This is a genomic window from Synechococcus sp. CS-1326, assembly GCF_025128115.1.
GTDB lineage: Bacteria > Cyanobacteriota > Cyanobacteriia > PCC-6307 > Cyanobiaceae > Regnicoccus.
Map to the genome: position 1 here is coordinate 1 of NZ_JAHLYV010000002.1, position 18580 is coordinate 18580.

Here is an 18580-nt window from a genome sequence, read left to right on the forward strand (position 1 = left end):
CAGTGCCAGGTAGGCGGTGGGGAACAGCAGCAGACCGGACCAGCCGACAAAAACGAAGCGGTCACGCTTGAGCCAGTCGTCGAGGACATCGAACCATCCCCGTGTGGCAGGCGCGCGCCCTAGGGCAATCGTCATGGGTGCTTCATGAAGCTTTACATCACCAGGTTAGGTGGATGGATGCGGTCACTGCGGCCCGGCAGCTTCCTCCCGCCGAACCGGACCCGCCTCGGCGCGCTGCCCCGCCATTCGCCAGAGTGAACCCTGGCCTTTCCCTTCAAGCTGTGTACGTCGTCGAGCTCTCTCTCAAGCTCAGCCCCATGCCCGTTTCGGTGCAGCGCAAGGAGCTGGGCGACGCCCAGGCCCTCTACGACCGGATCAAGAACGCCCTGGAGAGCGGCCAACCCCGGGTGATCGAGCTCACCTGTGAGAAGGCCGAGGAAAAGCGGGTCAGCCTGCTGAGCAGTGAACTGGTGGCCCTGCAGATCTACGAAAAATCGGCGGCCGGTGGTGGAGGCAGCAAGCGGCCCGGCTTTTCCTTCGATACCTGACCCTTGACCAGCCCTTTGGTGGTGGAGCAACTCGGCTTCACCTGGCCCTCCGGCAGCCTGGCCCTTGATCAGTGCAGCTTCCGCCTGCCGGAGCCAGGGCTGTGGATGCTGGTGGGCGGCAACGGCAGCGGCAAAAGCACTCTGCTGCGGCTGATCGCCGGCCTGCTTTTGCCGCAGCGGGGCCGGATCGACTGCTTGCACAGAACCGCCCTGGTGTTCCAGAACCCCGACCACCAACTCCTGCTGCCCAGCTGCGGCACCGATCTTCAGCTCTCCCTTCCCGAAGGACTCGATCGGGCCCAGCGGCAGGCCAGGGTTGAGGCGGCCCTGATTCAGGTGGGGCTCGGTGGCTTCGAGCAACGCCCGATCCACACCCTCAGCGGTGGCCAGAAACAGCGGCTGGCGATTGCCGGTGCCCTGGCCAGCGAGGCCGGCCTGCTGCTGCTGGATGAGCCCACCGCCCTGCTGGATCCCATCAGCCAGCAGGAGGTGCTCGGCCTGATCAGGCAGCTCTGCAGCCGCCGTGAGAGCCCCCTGGCCGCGCTCTGGATCACCCACAGGCTCGAAGAGCTCGACAGCTGCCACGCTGCCGCCCAGATGGAGAGGGGAGGCCTGGGACCCTGGCAAGAGGGGAGGCGATTGCGGGAGCACCTGGAGCGGAGCCTTCCCCCCCTTGCCGGGCGGCAAGGCTGAGGGGTAGGTTCACGAAGCCACAATCCTCGGTAGCTCAGTGGTAGAGCGGTCGGCTGTTAACCGATTGGTCGCAGGTTCGAATCCCGCCCGGGGAGTTTTCCGCTCAAGCCCATCGCCGCTGTAACTGGGGTTCCACGCCCCCTGAAACGCCTCCAAGCCTGGTCCTGACAGGGGCCGAAAGAAAAGGAAGACTTAAGATTTCAGGGTTCACGTTCCGGCTGTCTCCGCCGTTGCTCCGGGCCCTGGCCTGGGGCACTCCTGGCCTTCCCAGGCGGCCCCGATCCGGCTCGGAGCTGGCCACGAGCTGGCTCAGAGCTGGCTCAGAGCTGGCTCAGCAGTACGGAACCCATTGGGCGATGACAGTGTCAATCCCGGTGCCCAGGCAAGCTGCCACGAAGCCTTGCATCCTCCTGATCGAGGACGACACGGACATGCGGGAGCTGGTGGCGGGTCACCTGGAGCACGGCGGCTTCCGGGTCGAGTGCGCCGACGACGGCATCAAGGGCCAGGCCCTGGCCATGCAGGCCAATCCGGATCTGATCCTGCTCGACCTGATGCTGCCCAAAGTGGACGGGATCACCTTGTGTCAGCGGCTGCGGCGGGATGAACGCAGCGCCGGCATCCCGATCCTGATGATCACGGCCCTGGGAGGAACCAAGGACAAGGTGAGCGGCTTCAACTCCGGCGCCGACGACTACCTCACCAAGCCCTTCGATCTCGAGGAGCTGCTCGCCAGGGTCAAGGCCCTGCTTCGCCGCAGTGATCGTGCCTCTCTCGCCACCAAACCAGGGGAGATTTTCAGCTTTGGCCCCCTCACCCTGGTGCGGGAACGGTTCGAAGCGATCTGGTTCGACACGGCCGTGCGGCTGACCCATCTGGAATTCGAGCTGTTGCATTGCCTGCTCCAGCGCCATGGACAGACGGTGGCACCGCCGCTGATCCTCAAGGAAGTCTGGGGTTATGAACCCGACGACGACATCGAGACGATCCGGGTGCACGTCCGCCATCTGCGCACGAAACTGGAGCCGGATCCCCGCAAACCCCGCTTCATCAAGACGGTTTACGGAGCCGGCTACTGCCTGGAACTTCCTGCCGGAACGCACCTGGAGCAGGCCGGAGCCCAGCAGGCTCGCTGAGCTCCAGCAAGGCCACCTCCCAGGCCAGCCGGGGTTGAACAAAGCCCTTCAACTGACCGCGCAACCGCTCGATCCGGGCTTGATCCCAGGGCCGCAGAGTGCTGCGCCAGAGCTGCCACTGCCACCAGTCGAGCAACCAGAGTTGCTGCTCAAGGTCGAGGGCTTCACAGAGATCGCGGGCCAGGGCGAGCGCCTCGATCGGCAGGCGGTCGCCGGCAAGCAGCCGCCCGGCCAGCTCCTCGGGCAGCGCCCGCCACTGCTGACGATGAAGCAACAGGGCGCCCGGGGATCCTGCCGCCAGCTCCAGCAAGGCAGCCGGGTCTGTTGAGGCTGGAACGGCCGCCGCTTCAACGCCAGGATCCAACCGGCTCAGCACCTGGACCATCGCCCCGGCATCCAGCCGGCCGAAGGGGATCAGCTGGCAGCGGGAGCGAATTGTGCTCAACAGCCTCTCCGGCGCGGACGTGAGCAGGATCAGCAGCCCATCACCCGGCTCCTCCAGGGTCTTGAGCAGGGCGTTGGCCGCCCCTTCAGCCATCGCTTCCACAGCCTCGATCACCACCAGGCAGCGGCCGGCCTCGAGGGGACGACGGGCCAGGAAGCGGCTGACGGCACGCACCTGCTCCAGGCGCAACTGGGGCAGCGCCCGCTTCGTGACGCCGAGCTCGTCGGCCTGGGAGGCCGTGAGCAGCTGACCCTGATGCAGGTGAGTGGGCTCCAACCAGAGCAGATCGGGGTGGTTTCCCTCCAGCAGTCGCCGCCGCACGGCGGGCGATCCCTCCAGCCCGACCAGCACACCCTCAAGGAAACGCAACGCGGCCAGACGCCGACCGACCCCATCCGGGCCGGCGAACAGGTAGGCAGGAGCCAGCCGCTGGAGCACGAGGCTGGCCTGAAGCAGGCCCACGGCCCGGGGTTGGCCAATCAGGTCGGCGAACAGCTCAGCCATCGCCGGGGTCCCCGAGCCAGCGGCGGATGGCGGAGCGAATCGACAGGGCCACCGCTGACGAGGGCGGCGCGGCATCGATCCGCTCCCAGCCGCGCTCACGGGCAAGCGTGGCAAAGCCATCGCGAACCCGCTCCAGCAGGGCGACTCCACCGGCCTCGATCCGATCGGCGGGTCGATCGCCACGCCGCTGCAGCGAAAGCTCCAGGGGTAGATCGAGCCACAGGGTGAGATCGGCCTCCAGGCCAGCTGTGGCAATCGATTCCAAGCCGGCGATCAGCTCCAGATCGAGGCCGCGGCCGTAGCCCTGATAGGCGACGGTCGAACCGCAGAACCGGTCGCTCACCACCCAGTCACCCGCGGCGAGGGCGGGCTGGAGGATCTCCTGCACATGCTGGGCCCGATCCGCCGCGTAGAGGAGCAACTCAGCGGTGGGGCAGGGTGCGGAGTGGGGCGGCGGATCGAGCAGCAGCGCCCGCAGGGCCAGGCCGAGGGCCGTGCCCCCGGGCTCACGGCTGATCACCAGCCTGGCTCCTTCAGGCATCAGGCCACTGGCTGGGAGCCAGCGGCGCAGCTGCTGCAGCTGGGTGGTCTTGCCACAGCCATCGATGCCTTCCAGCACAAGGAACCTGCCTGGAGCTGAACCGGGGTCAGGGGCGGCCATGCAGCGAAAGCGCATTCACCACCACGGTGATCGAGCTGGCGGCCATCAGCAGGGCGGCCAGAGGAGGGGACAGCAGCAGGCCGAAGCCCGGCAGCAGCAGGCCCGCCGCGACCGGCAGCATCACCAGGTTGTAACCGAAGGCCCAGGCCAGGTTCTGTCGCACCTTGGCCATGGTGCGACGGGCCAGAAGCAGGGCCTCCGCCACGGCCTCAAGGCGATCGCCGAGGATGACCAGGTCGGCCGTGTCCTGGGCAATCTGGGTGCCCGTCCCGATCGCGATTCCGAGGTCGGCCGCCGCCAGGGCAGGGGCGTCATTGATGCCATCGCCCACCATGGCCACCGGCCCCTGTTGGCGCTGGTGCAGGATCTGCGCCAGTTTCTGCTCCGGACGAAGCTCCCAGGCCAGGGATCCAGGCTCCAGTCCCAGCTCCGCGCCGAGGCGCAGCACCGCCTGGCGCCGATCACCGCTCAGGACACCCAGGCTGAGGCCGTTCCGTTTCAGGGTCTCCAGTGCTTTGGAGGCATCGGGGCGGGGTTGGTCCTGCACCGCTACCAGGCCAAGCAGGGCGTCACCGGCGGCCACCGCCATCACCGTTGCGCCATCGGCTTCCAGCGCCGCCAGCCTGGCCGCCAGTGCCTGGCCTGCCTGCAGACCGAGCTGGGCCAGCCAGTCGGGCCGGCCCACCCTGCAGACCCCCAGCTCACCGGCCACCTCCCCCTCAACGCCAGCGCCGGCGAAGGTGGTGCTGTTGGCCACTTCCAGCAACGAAAGCTCGCGGAGCTGGGCCTCCTGAAGCAGGGCATGGCCGAGCGGATGGCGCGTCTGCTGCTCAAGGCTGGCGGCCACACGGATCAGCCGCTCAGTGCCGCCCACCTCGACCGGCTCGATCGCCGTCACCAGGGGACGTCCCAGGGTGAGGGTGCCGGTCTTGTCGAACAAAACGGCCCTGAGGCTGGCGGCCATCTCGATCGCATCGCCGCCACGGAACAGCAGACCGGAGCGTGCCGCCAGGCCCGAGCCCACCGTGATGGCGGTGGGGGTGGCCAGGCCCAACGCGCAGGGACAGGCCACCACCAGCACGGAGATCGCCAGTTGCAAAGCCAGGGAAAACGGCGTGCCTGTGGCTGCGCCCAGCACACCTTGCAGACCGCCGTGGCCGGCCATCGCGCCGTGGCGATCGCTTGCGGCCAACAGCACCTGGGGCCAGAGCAGCGTTCCCCACTGCCACCAGAACAGGAACGTGCCAAGAGCCAGGACCAGAACAGCCAGACAGAAACGGCCGGCGATCCGATCGGCCAGGCCCTGGATCGGCGCCTTGCGGGCCTGGGCCTGCTCGACCAGATCGATGATGCGGGCCAGCGCGGTCGCCGCGCCGGCCCGGCGCACCTCCAGCACCAGGGGGGCCTGCAGGTTCAGCATGCCGGCCTCCAGCTCGGTGCCGGGCCCGGCTTCCAACGGCAGGGATTCGCCGCTGAAGCTCGAAACGTCCACAGCAGAGCAGCCCTCAAGCACAACCCCATCGACGGGAATGCGGTCACCGGGCAGCAGGCGCAGCCTGTCACCCGGCCGCAAGCCGCCGATCCTCACCTGGCGAGGCGGGTCATCTCCCAGCAGCAACAGGGCCGTATCCGGTTGCAGTTCGGCGAGCTGCTCAAGCGCCCGCCCCGTTCGGTTGCGGGCCCGCTCCTCCAGGAAGCGCCCCAGCAGCACGAACCCGAGCAGCATCACAGGCTCGTTGAAAAAACAGGGCCAGCCCGAACGGGGCCAGAGGAAAGCCACCAGACTGGCCAGATAGGCACTGCCCATCCCCAGCCCCACCAGGGTGTCCATGCCGGGAACCCCATGCCAGGCCTGGCTGGCGCCGCGCACCAGGATCGAACGGCCTGGGCCTAGCAGTGCCACGGTGGCCAGCAGGGCATGGAAGCCGAGGGCACCCAGGGGCGAAGGGGGCAGGCTGCCGGCCATGGTGAGATGGCCGAGCACCGAAACCAGCAGCAGGACCAGGGCCACCACCAGCTGGCGCCAGTCCTGCCACCAGCGGTGGTCGTCCTGTCGCTCGGAGCGGCTGCGAGGCGGGATGCCTGGGTCGCGGGGCTGGGCACCGAATCCGAGCGACTGGAGGCTGGCGATCAGGTCCGGCACGGGATCGCCGGCCTGATCAGCCTCCAGCTCCACCCAGGCGGTGCGGGTGAGCAGGTTGACGCTGGCCTGCCGGACGCCGGGCTGCTCCAGGAGCCGTTGCTCCACGGCCCGTACGCAGCCGCCGCATTTCAGTCCCTCCAGATCGAGCAGCAGAGGTTCCAACAGGAGCGTGCTCTGCGGGGATGGGGCAGGAGGAGAGATCACAGCCGGCGCCGAAGGGTCCAAGGCTAGGCAGTCGAGCCGGACAGGCCCCCGACGGCGGGCAACCGTCAGGATGGGATCACCGAGCCGCCGTCCGCCACCGTGCCCCGCAGCCAACGCAACGACAACTTCATCGACAAGAGCTTCACGGTGATGGCCGACCTGATCCTCAAGGTGTTGCCCACGAATCGACGCTCCAAGGAGGCCTTCGCCTACTACCGCGACGGCATGAGCGCCCAGGGGGACGGGGAGTACGCCGAGGCGCTGGAGAACTACGAAGAGGCGCTCAGGCTTGAGGACGACCCCAACGACCGCGCTTTCATCCTCTACAACATGGCTCTGGTGTTCACCAGCAATGGCGATCACCAGAAGGCCCTGGAGTTCTATGACCAGGTTCTCGAACTCAATGGCAACATGCCCCAGGCCCTCAACAACATGGCCGTGATCCATCACCATCTCGGCTCCCTGGCTGAGGAGCGGGGCGACACCGATGAATCGGATCGTTGCTTCTCCCGCGCTGCCGAATTCTGGGGCCGGGCGATCCGGATGGCTCCCAACAACTACATCGAGGCCCAGAACTGGCTCAAGACCAGCGGCCGCGGTTCTGTCGACGTGTACTTCTGAGCCCAGAGCCGGCGGCTGGGGCTTTCAGTCGGCGGCCGGATCGACCCCCAGGGCCGCCACCAGGGCCTCGGCCACGCTGGCGGCCTCGATCACCTCAAGATCGAGATCCGCCGCCAGGGGGCTCAGGCCGCTGGCCCGGGGAACCACCGCACGACGGAAACCAAGCCTGGCGGCCTCCTGCAGGCGTAACTCCAGCTGGCCCACCGGACGCAGCTGCCCCCCCAGCCCCAGTTCCCCCACCAGCACCGTGCCCGCCGGCACGGTGAGGTCGCGGTAGCTGGCCACCACCGCCGTCGCCACGCCCAGGTCGGCGGCCGGTTCCTCCACATCGAGCCCACCGGCCACGGCGATGTAGCAATCGAAGCGGGAGAGCGGCAGGCCCATGTGCTTCTCCAGCACCGCCAGGATCTGGTGGAGGCGGTTGATGCCGATGCCGGTGGCCGTGCGGCGTGGGCTGGCATAGCTGGTGCTGCTCACCAGCGATTGCAGCTCCACCAGCAGGGGGCGGGTGCCTTCGCAGGCCACGATCGTGGCCGTGCCGGCGGCGGGGCCATCGCTGCCCAGGAAAAGCTCGCTGGGGTTGCTGACCTCGATGAGGCCCCGATCCCGCATCTCGAACACACCGAGCTCATGGGTGGCGCCGAAGCGGTTCTTGACCGCTCGCAGCAGCCGGTGGCTGGCGAATCGGTCCCCTTCGAAGGTGAGAACGGCATCCACCAGATGTTCGAGCACCTTCGGCCCGGCCAGCATTCCCTCCTTCGTGACATGCCCCACCAGCAGCAGGGCCGTGTCCTGGCGCTTGGCCAGGCGCTGCAGGGCGGCGGCGCAATCACGCACCTGGGCCACCGAGCCTGGCGCGCTGGTGAGTTCCGCATCGTGGAGAGCCTGGATGCTGTCGATGATCGCCACCGCCGGCCGCAGCGACTCCAGTTCCTGAAGCACCAGGTCGAGATCGGTTTCAGCCAGGAGTTGTAGGCAGACGGGCTCAGGGCCCTGGCCGGCGTCAGGCCCCAGCCGGCGCCAGCGCAGCTTCACCTGCTGGGCCGATTCCTCGGCGCTCACGTAGAGCACCGAGCAGCTGCGGGCCATCACCTGGGCGGCCTGAAGCAACAGCGTTGACTTGCCGATGCCGGGGTCACCTCCGACCAGCACCAGCGACCCGGGCACCAGCCCACCCCCCAGGACCCGATCCAGTTCCTCGAAGCCGCTGGCCAGCCGCGCCAGGGGACGCTCTCCCACCGCCTGGATCGGCTGAGAGCGCCGCGGCCGGGGCTCCCCAGGCAGGGGAGCGGCGGCCAAGGAACCCGCCGACCGGCGGCGGCGACCTTCGGTGGCAGGGCTGAGCTGCTCGACCAGGGTGTTCCAGCCACCACAGCCGGGGCAACGGCCCAGGAACTGGCGCGCCTGGGCTCCGCAGCTCTGGCAGACGTAGGAAACGGGGGAGCGTGCCAAAGCGGTGTATGAAGAATGGTGGCGTTCGATGAACCCTTGGCACTCAGGCCTTTTCAGTGGTCGGATCTGTTGTAATCCTGCCCGCCGCGATGACGGCTTCCACCCCCGCCAAGGAAACGATCCTGGTCGTCGATGACGAGGCCAGCATTCGTCGGATTCTGGAAACACGGCTCTCGATGATCGGTTACCACGTGGTCACCGCCTCCGACGGCCTTGAGGCCCTCGAAGCGTTCCGGCTCTCCAGTCCCGATCTCGTCGTGCTCGACGTGATGATGCCGAAGCTCGACGGCTACGGCGTCTGTCAGGAGCTGCGCAAGGAGTCGGACGTGCCGATCGTGATGCTCACCGCCCTCGGCGATGTGGCCGACCGCATCACCGGCCTGGAGCTCGGCGCCGATGACTACGTCGTCAAACCGTTCAGCCCCAAGGAACTGGAGGCCCGGATCCGCTGCGTGCTGCGCCGCGTCGACAAGGAGCAGGTGGCGGGCATTCCCAACTCCGGCGTGATCCAGGTGAGCGATCTGCGCATCGACACCAACAAGCGGCAGGTGTACCGCGGTGATGAACGCATCCGCCTCACCGGCATGGAGTTCAGCCTGCTGGAACTGCTGGTCAGCCGTTCCGGCGAGCCGTTCAGCCGTGGCGAGATCCTCAAGGAGGTCTGGGGATACACACCGGAACGTCATGTGGACACCCGGGTGGTGGACGTCCACATCTCCCGGCTGCGCTCCAAACTGGAAGATGATCCCGCCAACCCCGAGCTGATTCTCACGGCCCGGGGCACGGGATATCTGTTCCAGCGCATCGTGGAAGCCGTTGGCAGCGAAGGACTCTGAATTCGACCCCCGCCAGCGGCGGGCCAAACCCAGTCGGGCGATCCGCCGGCTGGTGATCTGGTATCGACGCAACGCCGCCGTCACCAGCCTGGTGGACACCGCCACCTCTTCAGCCAGCACCGCCGCTTCCGCCGCCGGCTCGATGGCCGGGAGCATGGCCTCCACCGCCGGCTCGGTGTTGCAGCCCCTGATGATCCAGCCGCTGCGACGGCTGCAGCAGGGAGGTGTGCCGATCGTGGCGCCGATCCGCGATGCCGATCGTCGCTGGGTGGCGGTGGATGGCATGGGGGGTGACTACGCCCCGGGACCCATCCTGGCCGGCTGCCTGGATGCGGTGCGGGTGCTGCCGCTGCGGATCCGCTTCGTCGCCGAGGCCGAGGCCGTCCGCCAGGCCGTGGCCGCTCTGAATCTGGACGATGAGCTCAACGAGGCCATCGCCGCCGGTCTGTTGCAGCTGATCGGCAGTGGCCCTTCGGTGGGAATGCACGAGGAAGCCACGGTGGTGCGCCGCAAGCGCGATGCCAGCATCAACCTGGCCATGGATCAGGTCAGGGAAGGGAAAGCCGTGGCGGTGTATTCCGCCGGCAATTCCGGAGCCGTGATGGCCGCGGCCATTTTCCGCCTGGGCCGCTTGAAAGGCATCGAGCGACCGGCGATCGGCGCCCTGTTCCCCACCAAGGATCCCGCTGAGCAGGTGCTGGTGCTGGACGTGGGGGCCAACATGGATTGCAAACCCAGTTACCTGCTTCAGTTCGCCCTGCTGGGCAGCATCTACAGCCGGGATGTGATGGGGGTGACCCGCCCGCGTATCGGCCTGCTGAACATCGGGGAGGAGGCCTGCAAGGGCAATGACCTCACGATCAAGACGTTTCCTCTGCTCCAGGGGGAGCCCAGGCTCCGTTTCGTCGGCAACTGCGAGGGCCGTGATGTGCTCTCGGGCCAGTTCGACGTGGTGGTCTGCGATGGCTACACCGGCAACGTGGTGCTCAAGTTCCTGGAATCGGTCGGCAGCGTGCTCCTCGATGTGCTGCGGGCCGAGTTGCCCCGCGGCCGCCGCGGCAAGGTGGGTTCTGCCTTCCTGCGCAGCAACCTGGTAAGGATCAAGAAGCGCCTTGACCACGCCGAGCACGGCGGCGCCCTGTTGCTTGGGGTGGATGGGATCTGCGTGATCGGCCACGGCAGCAGCAAGGCCCTCTCGGTCGTGAGTGCCCTGCGCCTGGCCCATCGGGCCGCCAGCCACGGCGTGATGGACGATCTGCACCAGCTGAGCACCGAGGTGGAGGCGGCGCAGGCCTGTGGTTGACTGTGCCCAACGGTGGTCACGCAGGTGTCGCTCGGTCAGTTGGGCAGGGGGATGGCCCTGGTGGGATGCGGCAGTGAGCTGCCCCTTCTCAGCGTCAGCAATGAACAACTGAGCCAGCGGGTGGACACCAGCGACGCCTGGATCCGCAGCCGCACCGGCATCGCCTCGCGTCGGGTCGCCGGTCCTGAGGAAACACTCACCACACTGGCGACCGGAGCCGCCCGCAAGGCCCTGGAGCACGCCGGCTGGAGTCCGGAGGATCTGGATCTGATCCTGCTGGCCACCTCCAGCCCCGATGACCTGTTCGGCACCGCCCCCCGCATCCAGGGAGCGCTGGGGGCCCACCGGGCGGTGGCCTTCGATCTCACCGCCGCCTGCAGCGGCTTCCTGTTCGCCCTGATCACGGCCGGTCATTACATCCGCAGCGGCAGCATGCGGCGGGCCCTGGTGATCGGCGCCGATCAACTGAGCCGCTGGGTCGACTGGAACGACCGCGGCACCTGTGTGCTGTTCGGTGATGGGGCCGCCGCCGTGGCGATCGAAGCCTGTCCGGGCGAACGGGATGGACTGATGGGCTTCCGCATGCACTCCGATGGTCGCCGCGCCGCCTGCCTTTCCCTGGAGCAGAGCCTGGAACGTCAGCCCCTGGTGAACGGCCACTCCGCCCAGCGCGGGGGCTTCCTGCCCATCCACATGAACGGGCAGGAGGTCTACAAATTCGCCGTGCGGGAGGTTCCTTCCGTGCTGGAGGCGTTGCTGGAAGACACCGCCACCAAGGCCGACCAGATCGACTGGTTGCTCCTGCATCAGGCCAACCAGCGCATCCTCGATGCCGTGGCCACACGCCTCGATATTCCCGCCGAACGGGTGCTCAGCAACCTGGCCCGTTATGGCAACACCTCAGCGGCCACGATCCCGCTGATGCTGGATGAAGCCGTCCGGGACGGCCGCATCCGCCCGGGTCAGCTGATCGCCACCAGTGGCTTCGGCGCCGGTCTGAGCTGGGGGGCCGCCCTGCTGCGCTGGCAGGGGCCGATGGCGGCCAGCACCTAATCTCCTGCCGGTTCACGAAAACGTCACCATGGGGATTGCCTGGGTTTTTCCCGGCCAGGGATCACAGAAACTCGGCATGGCCGAGGGACTTCTGAATCTCCCCGATGCCAGGCGGCGTTTTGACGAAGCCTCACAGCGGCTGGGCCGCGATCTGCTGGGGATCTGCGCCGGATCCGGCCAGCATCCAGTCGGGGATCCCAGTGATCTCAACGACACCCGCAACACCCAGCCAGCCCTGTTCGTGGTTGAAAGCCTGCTGGTGGATGGCCTCAAGGCCCAGGGGCGCACAGCCCAGCTCGTGGCCGGCCACAGCCTGGGGGAACTGGTGGCTCTCTATGCGGCCGATGTGTTCGACTTCGCCACCGGTCTGCAGCTGATCCAACGACGCAGTGAACTGATGGCAGCGGCCGGGGGTGGAGCGATGACCGCCGTGATCGGCTTCGATCGAGACGAACTGGAGAAGCTGGTGGCGGCCGTCGAGGGGGTGGTGATCGCCAACGACAACAGCCGCTCCCAGGTGGTGCTCTCCGGTCAGCCGGCGGCGGTGGCCGAAGTGATCAGCGCCCTGCACTGCAAGCGGGCCGTTCCCCTCGCCGTTTCGGGGGCGTTCCATTCACCCTGGATGCAGGAGGCGGCCACCGCCTTCGCAGCGGTACTGGAGCCGATTGCCTTCGCAAACGCCACCATTCCTGTGCTCAGCAATGCCGATCCCAGGCCCGAAACCGCCGGCGAGGTTCTCAAGGCCAGGCTTGCCCGGCAGATGGTGAGCGGCGTGCGTTGGCGCGACACCATGGCCCAGTTCCCGATCCAGCAGATCGACACCGTGGTGGAGATCGGGCCCGGCAACGTGCTCAGTGGTCTGATCAAGCGGGACCTCGACGCGATCGTCACGGCGCGGATCGCCAGTGCCGAGGATCTGGGATCTTGAGTGGTCCCGCCTCGCCGGATGGGAATCCTCTGCCGCCAGCCCTGCTGACGCCCCGGCCCAGCTTCACCTACCGACTGGTCAGCTATCTGCTGGTCTTTCCGATCTACCGACTGCTTTTCCGTGGTCGAACCGCCAGCAACGCCCAGGTGCCGATGGAGGGGGCGCTGGTGGTGGTGGCCAACCATGGCTCCCATCTGGATCCACCGCTGCTGGGCCACGCCCTCGGTCGTCCGGTGGCCTTCATGGCCAAGGCGGAGCTGTTTCGGGTTCCGCTGCTGGGCGCGATCATCCGGGCGTGCGGGGCTTACCCGGTTGCCCGCGGCGCCAGCGACCGTGAGGCCATCCGCGTCGCCATGGCCCGCCTGGCCGAAGGCTGGGCCACAGGCGTGTTCCTTGATGGCACCCGCCAGGGGGATGGCCGGGTGAACGATCCCCAGCAGGGAGCCGCCTTTCTGGCAGCCAGAGCGGGGATCCCCCTGCTGCCGGTCGCGATCGTCAACAGCCACCGGGCACTCGGCACCGGTCGGCTCTGGCCGCGGCTGGTGCCGATTCACATCCGCATCGGCCAGCCGATTCCACCGCCGGCTTCGCGGCGCCGCAGCGATCTGGAGGCCACCACCCTCGCCTGCCAGGCACAGATCAATGGGTTGCTGGACCAGGGTCTGCTGCCACCGGGCAAGGTCATTTCCCTGCTACCGCCCACTGGGCCGGATCACGGCCGCTGATCACCCAGACCAACGCCCTGAAGCCATCACGCCAGACCTTGCTGCGGCGTTCCGGCAGGCAGCGGGGCCCACAGGGCACGGTCACCGGGGTCAGCTGGATGCCCCGACTGCCGGCGATGATGCGGCCCACCAGCAGGGCTCTCTCCATGTGGTCGCTGCTGGTGACCAGCAGAACGTGGCGGATGCCGGAGCCTTTCAGATCGTCCACCACCGTGGTGAAGTTGGTGACGGTGTCGCGGGCCCGGTAATCGAGCTGGTACTGGTGGGGGCCGAGCCCCTCCTGGTGGAACAACCACTGGGCGTACTCCGGATTGCTGCCACCACTCACCACCACAGGCAACCGATAGCGCTGAGCCAACTGGCCTGCCCGTCGTTCCCTGGCCACATCGCCGCCCAGCACCAGGATCAGCTGGGGTTGTGCAGCCGGCGAAAGAGCGAACGAGGGAACCGGCAGCGGTCCGGGCCTCGTCAACTGGACCAGCCCGACCAGGGCCAGTCCGAGCAGGGCCCAGGGGAGGAGTCGCCGCATCAGGCGGGCAGCACAGGGCTGGTGGGATAGATCGGCAGAACGGGCTGCCAGGGTGCCGGCCGGCCGGCAGCCGCCGCGGCCTGACTCAGCAGCAGCAACTGGCTCAGATCGGCGGCTGGGTCGAGCCTGGCCTCGAAGCAGGGAGCACCCGAGAGGGCACTCAAGGACGGGAACAGCCGTGGCAGCTCCATCTCCGCCAGCCCGCCCAGCGCCGCTGAATCGGCCTGGTAGCGGCCCGCCACCACGCCTCGACGCGGCAGCACCTGGGTCACCCAGAAAGGGCTGTGCAGGCTGCCGCTCTCCCCAGCCAGCCAGAGGCAGCGGGCGCACAACAGGAAGCTGCTGAACCCATCGAGGGGGCAGCCGAGCTGCTGGGCGAGGGTGCGGGCCAGCACCACGCTGAGCCGGGTTCCCGTGAAGCCCCCGGGTCCGGTGGCCACCGCCAGGCGGCCCAGTTCGCTCCAGCGGCTGGCGGGAAGCTGCCTCTCCACGCAGACCAGCAGTTCGTTCCCCAGGCTGCGGCCGAGGGGATGGGAGGCCACGGTCGCCAGGCCGCCACCGAGGGGCTGGAGGCCCACCGCGAGGGTGTCGGTGCTGCTGTGCAGGGCCAGCAACAGGGGGATCCGCTCGCTCATCCGGGTTGGGGCTCCCCGGGCCTGAGCCGAAGCCAGCGGCCTGGATCGGCCTGGTAGCTCCGGCAGGCCCGCACGTCCCACTCCACCCCCACCTTGGCGTCTGGCAGATCGATCACCTGCACGTGGATGCGCGGCTCGAGCGGCTGAAAATCAGGGCTGGCGCTCAGGTGGCAGACACCATGCTGCCGCTCCACCGCGTGATAGGCCTGGCATCGCTCGACCCAGAGACAGTCCACGCAGATGCACATCCCCCGGCGGGCCACGGACCCCACCATTCTGGGGTGGAGCGACCAGGGCTCCGCTGGGCTGGCCGAGGCGGCCGCCATGCTGCGCCGGGCCCTGCGGATCGAGGCCTGGCCCCTGCCCCTGGCGGAGCTCCCCGCCGGCGCGGCGCTGGTGGGCGGCGCCGTGCGGGATGGACTGCTGCAGCGCCTGGGGGCCAGACCCGATCTCGACCTGGTGGTTCCAGGCGATGCGATCAGCCTCTGCCGGGAACTCAGCCGCCGCCACGGCGGCAGTGCCGTGGTTCTGGACGGCAAGCGCTCGATCGCCCGCCTGGTGCTGAAGGGCTGGTGCCTGGATCTGGCTCGCCAGGTGGGCAGCAGCCTGGAGGAGGACCTCTGGCGGCGCGATTTCCGCCTCAACGCCCTCGCTCTGCCCCTGGGCTCCCAGGCCCCCCTGCTCGATCCCACCGGAGGCCTGCGGGATCTGGCACTGGCGCGGATCGTGGCGGTGCGGGAAGCCAACCTGCTCGACGATCCACTGCGGCTCCTGCGAGGCATCCGACTCGCCGCCGAGCTTGGTTTCAAGCTCGACGACCAGACGGGTGAGTGGATCCGGGCGCATCACCGCCAGATCACCGAGGTGGCACCGGAGCGGGTGCTGGTGGAGCTGGAAAAACTGGCCGCCTGCCCGGCAGGCCAGCGGGGTCTTGCCGTCGCCTTTGAATCCCGCTTGCTGGACCCATGGCTGAGCGGTCCAGGTGTCCTTGCCCCTCACCAGGCGGAGCCGAACCGGGCGGCCCAGCTGCTCAGCCTGCAGAGGCTCGATGCCGAGCAAACCGGCCGCCTGGGCCTCAGCCCGTCTGAAGCCGTCGCCGCCCTGGGGCTGGCCCGTCTGGCGGTGCTCTTCGACGCAAAAGGCCTGGAGCGACTCCACGCCAGCCGCCAGCTCCAACGGCGCTGCGGGCAGTTGCAACATTGGTGGAATCAGCTGCTCGCCCAGGGCCCCGGCGGGGTCGAGGGGCAACTGCAGACGTTGACGGAGACGCAGCGCCTGAGCCTCCACCAGCAACTGGCCGAGGATCTGCCTTCCCTGCTGCTGTTCTTCCCTCCGGCGGTGGCTCTGGCCTGGATGAAGCGCTGGCGCAACCCCGACGACCCCCTGTTCCATCCCCGCTTCCCCGTGGATGGCTGGACACTGCAGCAGACCCTCGGGCTGGGGCCCTCACGCCAGGTGGGCCAGCTGCTCGCCCACCTGAGCGCGGAGCTGGCCTTCGGCAGGATCAACAAACCTGAAGAAGCCTTGAAGGCTGCACGAATCTGGCTGGAGAGCAGGGGGCTGTGATTTACATTGAGCTGCATAGGCACGATCAGCTGCCTGCTTAGTGCCCGGCAGGTGTCGGTTAGTCATCAGACTTTCATCCATGGATCCAGCGGCCATCGTCATCGGCGATCTGGCTTTGTGATCCGTCTTTTTGATCCGGCGACGTGATCCAGCTTCGTGATCCAGCCCGTCGATCGATTGACCAGCGCCCTCGAGCCAGTTTTTCCAATTTCTCCCCCCCTCCCCATGAGTGTTCGTCTGTACGTCGGCAACCTGCCGCAGAGTTTTGATGCCAAAGAGCTGGACGCTCTGTTCACGGCGATCGGTGAAGGCGTGCGATTCAAAACGGTTCAAGACCGTGAAACGGGCGCCTGCCGTGGCTTCGGCTTTGCCAACGTCGACGACGAAAAGCTCGCTGACGCTGTGATCGAACAGCTCAACGGCCTCGCCTTCGGAGGTAACACCCTTCGCATCGAACGATCCGAGCGCAAGGAAACCCGCACCACCCCCACCGGCAGCGACCGTCGTCCGGCCGGTGCACCGGCGGCGGCCCGCAAGTCCACCAACAAGGTGGTCCACAGCGACACAATCACCGAAGGCGCTCCTGATCCCCGCTGGGCCGGTGAACTGGCCAAACTCAAGGCTCTGCTCGCCAACCAGACCGCAACCGTCTGATCCGGCGGCAGACAGCAGCCAACCAACGATCGCGTGGATGGGGAACAAGGGGTGAGTGCAGCTCTGCGGCCCATGGCTCCCCAGAGCCGGTTCTGGCCGTGGAATGGCCATTCCATCCACCTGCTGCAGGCCTTCCCTCCAGGCAACCCCACCGGGATTTCCACGGTGATCCTGGTCCACGGTTTCGGAGCCTGCTGCGGCCACTGGCGCCACAACCAACCGGCCCTGGCCGAGCACTTCAGGGTGTACGCCCTCGATCTGCTCGGCTTCGGCGCCAGCTCCAAACCCAGCTCCCGGTTGACCGGTGAGCCGGAGCGGCCCGGTTCGGTTCGTTACTGCTTCGACCTCTGGGCCACCCAGGTGGCTGATTTCGTCGAAAGCCTGGGGCCCCAGGAGCGGGATTGTCCGATCCAGCTGGTCGGCAATTCGATTGGTGGGCTCGTTGTTCTGCGGGCCAGCCAACTGCTTCTGGAGCGCGCTCTGGCGCCGGTTCAGGTGATTCTGATCGACTGTGCCCAGCGCACCCTCGATGAAAAGCGCCGGGCGGAACTGCCGCCGCTCGAGCGGCTGTTCCGCCCGCTTGTGAAGCAACTGGTGCGGCAGCGAAGCATCGTGGCCCCACTGTTCAAGGTCTTCGCCAGGCCCGGATTCATCCGTCAGGTTCTGGCGAAGGCCTACCCCACCGGCGCCAACATCGACGCTGAGCTGGTGGCCATGCTCTACCGGCCCAGCACGGATCCAGGGGCCGCAGAAAGCTTTCGCGGCTTCATCAATCTGTTCGAGGATGTGCTGGCGACGGAGCTGCTGGCCGGACTCAGCCTGCCGGTCCGGATGATCTGGGGGGAGAAGGATCCATGGGAAAGTCCGGCGGAAGCCGAAAGCTGGCAGAGAACCTTTGCCTGCATCCTGGATTTGCGCATCCTGCCTGGCCTGGGCCATTGCCCCCAGGATGAGGCCCCCGATCTCGTTAATCCCATCCTGATCAACTGGCTTCAGCAAGCCGAAGCGGCCAGCGAGAATTAACGGGATTGGGCAATCAGATAGGAGCAGGGCAAGTCGAGAAGCTTTGACCCCCTTGGCACGAAAGCACGCCGATTGAACACATCATAATCCTGGCGCTCGATTGCATCAAGGATGCCGCGATACAGGCGCAGAGAAGCCCAGACTGGCCAGCGGGCATCGGCAGCAAGCCAGCGGACCCCTGCTTCCGAGCGACCGAACCAGTGGCGGGCCCTCTGGAGTTGAAAGGCCATCAGTTGCCGCCAGTTGTCGTTCACCGTTCCTGCCATCAGGTCGGCCTCTGAGTAATTGAAGCGCCGAAGATCCTCCTGGGGAAGGTAGATACGGCCACGGCTCCGGTCTTCACCCACATCCCGCAGGATGTTGGTGAGCTGGTTGGCGATTCCCAGGGCCACGGCAGCCTGGGATGTATCCGGTTTTTCACTCCAGGGGGCTGAGGTGTAAGCGGGATCGAGGCCCATCACCTCCTGGGTCATCAGACCCACGGTGCCGGCCACCCGGTAGCAGTAGAGCTTCAGCTCCTCGAAGCTGGCGTAGCGCCGGCGCCGCAGATCCATGCGCTGGCCCTCGATCATGTCGAGATAGGGCTGCAGGGGCTGGGGGAAGCGCTCCAGTGTGTCTTCCATCACCAGATCGAGGCCATCCTCGATCTGACCGTTGAACAGGGCGCGGGTGCGTTCTTCCCAGCGATCCAGCCGCTCGGCCAGCCGGTCCTCGGGCAACGCCTGAGCCTGGGGGCTGTCCATCAACTCGTCGGTACGCCGACACCAGACGTAGATCGCCCAGATCGCCCGCCGCTTGGCCCGGGGCATCAGCAGGGTGCCGAGATAGAAGGTTTTGGCCCACTGCGCCGTTTCCTGGCGGCAGGCCTCGTAGGCCTGGGCCAGGTTCAGCGGTGAGCGGAGAGCGGCCATCGGGTGGGCG

20 protein-coding genes, 1 tRNA gene and 1 pseudogene are annotated in these 18580 nt (G+C 67.5%); 13 read left to right on the forward strand and 9 right to left on the reverse strand.

All coding sequences use genetic code 11. The features are described 5' to 3' along the window. Nucleotides 1-135, reverse strand: a pseudogene (locus KQ307_RS00090) (photosystem II D2 protein (photosystem q(a) protein)); the annotation flags it as partial. A 146-nt stretch (nt 136-281) separates the two neighbouring features. Here KQ307_RS00090 and KQ307_RS00095 point away from each other — a divergent pair. The 4 genes from KQ307_RS00095 (at nt 282) to KQ307_RS00110 (ending at nt 2377) form a co-directional block, all read left to right on the forward strand. Beyond that, complete coding sequence (locus KQ307_RS00095; RefSeq protein WP_259701149.1) at nt 282-548, forward strand: hypothetical protein; 267 nt, start codon at nt 282-284, stop codon at nt 546-548. 3 nt (nt 549-551) lie between these two features. Then, the gene (locus KQ307_RS00100; protein WP_259726542.1) at nt 552-1241 is read left to right on the forward strand and encodes an ABC transporter ATP-binding protein; all 690 of its coding nucleotides are present in this window, start codon (nt 552-554) and stop codon (nt 1239-1241) included. A 23-nt stretch (nt 1242-1264) separates the two neighbouring features. After that, nucleotides 1265-1336: transfer RNA gene (locus KQ307_RS00105), tRNA-Asn, on the forward strand. Between the two features lie 279 nt (nt 1337-1615). Further along, entirely contained in the window at nt 1616-2377 is a 762-nt protein-coding gene (locus KQ307_RS00110) for a response regulator transcription factor (protein WP_259726543.1), read from the forward strand. Here the strand turns inward: KQ307_RS00110 and KQ307_RS00115 are convergent. Genes KQ307_RS00115 through KQ307_RS00125 form a run of 3 tightly spaced genes read right to left on the reverse strand, consistent with a single transcriptional unit; the run spans nt 2292 to nt 6292 of the window. Further along, nucleotides 2292-3326 (reverse strand): DNA polymerase III subunit delta', encoded by a 1035-nt coding sequence (locus KQ307_RS00115; protein ID WP_259726544.1) that lies wholly within the window; start codon nt 3324-3326, stop codon nt 2292-2294. The two genes, KQ307_RS00110 and KQ307_RS00115, sit on opposite strands and share 86 nt — an antisense overlap. Beyond that, nucleotides 3319-3987 carry a dTMP kinase gene (gene tmk, locus KQ307_RS00120; protein ID WP_259726545.1) on the reverse strand — a complete coding sequence of 223 codons (669 nt, stop codon included), beginning with the start codon at nt 3985-3987 and terminating at the stop codon, nt 3319-3321. Before tmk ends, KQ307_RS00115 begins: the two co-directional genes overlap by 8 nt. Next, entirely contained in the window at nt 3974-6292 is a 2319-nt protein-coding gene (locus KQ307_RS00125) for a cation-translocating P-type ATPase (RefSeq protein WP_259726546.1), read from the reverse strand. Before KQ307_RS00125 ends, tmk begins: the two co-directional genes overlap by 14 nt. A gap of 141 nt (nt 6293-6433) precedes the next feature. Here KQ307_RS00125 and KQ307_RS00130 point away from each other — a divergent pair, with 141 nt between their 5' ends. Then, nucleotides 6434-6955 carry a photosystem I assembly protein Ycf3 gene (locus tag KQ307_RS00130; RefSeq protein ID WP_259701155.1) on the forward strand — a complete coding sequence of 174 codons (522 nt, stop codon included), beginning with the start codon at nt 6434-6436 and terminating at the stop codon, nt 6953-6955. Between the two features lie 24 nt (nt 6956-6979). Here the strand turns inward: KQ307_RS00130 and radA are convergent, their stop codons facing one another. Next, nucleotides 6980-8407, reverse strand: coding sequence for a DNA repair protein RadA (gene radA / locus KQ307_RS00135; protein WP_259701156.1), 1428 nt, complete (start codon nt 8405-8407; stop codon nt 6980-6982). A gap of 89 nt (nt 8408-8496) precedes the next feature. On the opposite strand from radA, the gene rpaB reads away from it, so the two are divergent. Genes rpaB through KQ307_RS00160 form a run of 5 tightly spaced genes read left to right on the forward strand, consistent with a single transcriptional unit; the run spans nt 8497 to nt 13252 of the window. After that, nucleotides 8497-9243: a response regulator transcription factor RpaB gene (rpaB, locus tag KQ307_RS00140; RefSeq protein WP_259701157.1), complete on the forward strand. Its 747-nt coding sequence runs from the start codon at nt 8497-8499 to the stop codon at nt 9241-9243. Beyond that, nucleotides 9224-10546 carry a phosphate acyltransferase PlsX gene (gene plsX, locus KQ307_RS00145; RefSeq protein WP_259726547.1) on the forward strand — a complete coding sequence of 441 codons (1323 nt, stop codon included), beginning with the start codon at nt 9224-9226 and terminating at the stop codon, nt 10544-10546. The genes rpaB and plsX overlap by 20 nt, the downstream gene beginning before the upstream one ends. Before the next feature lie 51 nt (nt 10547-10597). Next, entirely contained in the window at nt 10598-11599 is a 1002-nt protein-coding gene (locus KQ307_RS00150) for a beta-ketoacyl-ACP synthase III (RefSeq protein WP_259701218.1), read from the forward strand. A gap of 28 nt (nt 11600-11627) precedes the next feature. Next, nucleotides 11628-12527, forward strand: a complete 900-nt coding sequence (gene fabD, locus KQ307_RS00155) for an ACP S-malonyltransferase (protein WP_259726548.1) — start codon at nt 11628-11630, stop codon at nt 12525-12527. After that, nucleotides 12524-13252: a 1-acyl-sn-glycerol-3-phosphate acyltransferase gene (locus KQ307_RS00160; protein ID WP_259701160.1), complete on the forward strand. Its 729-nt coding sequence runs from the start codon at nt 12524-12526 to the stop codon at nt 13250-13252. Before fabD ends, KQ307_RS00160 begins: the two co-directional genes overlap by 4 nt. On the opposite strand, the gene KQ307_RS00165 is transcribed toward KQ307_RS00160, so the two are convergent. The 3 genes from KQ307_RS00165 to KQ307_RS00175 are packed head-to-tail and all read right to left on the reverse strand — an operon-like array spanning nt 13209 to nt 14664. Then, a complete protein-coding gene (locus KQ307_RS00165; protein WP_259726549.1) occupies nt 13209-13781 on the reverse strand; it encodes a YdcF family protein in 573 nt (190 codons plus the stop codon). The two genes, KQ307_RS00160 and KQ307_RS00165, sit on opposite strands and share 44 nt — an antisense overlap. Beyond that, nucleotides 13781-14416: a tRNA (adenosine(37)-N6)-threonylcarbamoyltransferase complex dimerization subunit type 1 TsaB gene (gene tsaB / locus KQ307_RS00170; RefSeq protein ID WP_259726550.1), complete on the reverse strand. Its 636-nt coding sequence runs from the start codon at nt 14414-14416 to the stop codon at nt 13781-13783. Before tsaB ends, KQ307_RS00165 begins: the two co-directional genes overlap by 1 nt. Then, a complete protein-coding gene (locus tag KQ307_RS00175; RefSeq protein WP_259701163.1) occupies nt 14413-14664 on the reverse strand; it encodes a Ycf34 family protein in 252 nt (83 codons plus the stop codon). Before KQ307_RS00175 ends, tsaB begins: the two co-directional genes overlap by 4 nt. Here KQ307_RS00175 and KQ307_RS00180 point away from each other — a divergent pair. From KQ307_RS00180 to KQ307_RS00190, 3 genes are all read left to right on the forward strand, one after another. Continuing rightward, nucleotides 14657-15982, forward strand: a complete 1326-nt coding sequence (locus KQ307_RS00180) for a CCA tRNA nucleotidyltransferase (RefSeq protein ID WP_259726551.1) — start codon at nt 14657-14659, stop codon at nt 15980-15982. The two genes, KQ307_RS00175 and KQ307_RS00180, sit on opposite strands and share 8 nt — an antisense overlap. Nucleotides 15983-16207: 225 nt before the next feature. Then, on the forward strand, nt 16208-16636 hold the full coding sequence (locus KQ307_RS00185) for an RNA-binding protein (RefSeq protein ID WP_259701165.1): 429 nt from the start codon (nt 16208-16210) through the stop codon (nt 16634-16636). Nucleotides 16637-16708: 72 nt separating this feature from the next. Further along, the gene (locus KQ307_RS00190; protein ID WP_259726552.1) at nt 16709-17659 is read left to right on the forward strand and encodes an alpha/beta fold hydrolase; all 951 of its coding nucleotides are present in this window, start codon (nt 16709-16711) and stop codon (nt 17657-17659) included. Here KQ307_RS00190 and KQ307_RS00195 read toward each other — a convergent pair. Next, nucleotides 17656-18570, reverse strand: a complete 915-nt coding sequence (locus tag KQ307_RS00195) for a phytoene synthase (protein WP_259726610.1) — start codon at nt 18568-18570, stop codon at nt 17656-17658. The two genes, KQ307_RS00190 and KQ307_RS00195, sit on opposite strands and share 4 nt — an antisense overlap. Between the last annotated feature and the right edge of the window lie 10 nt (nt 18571-18580).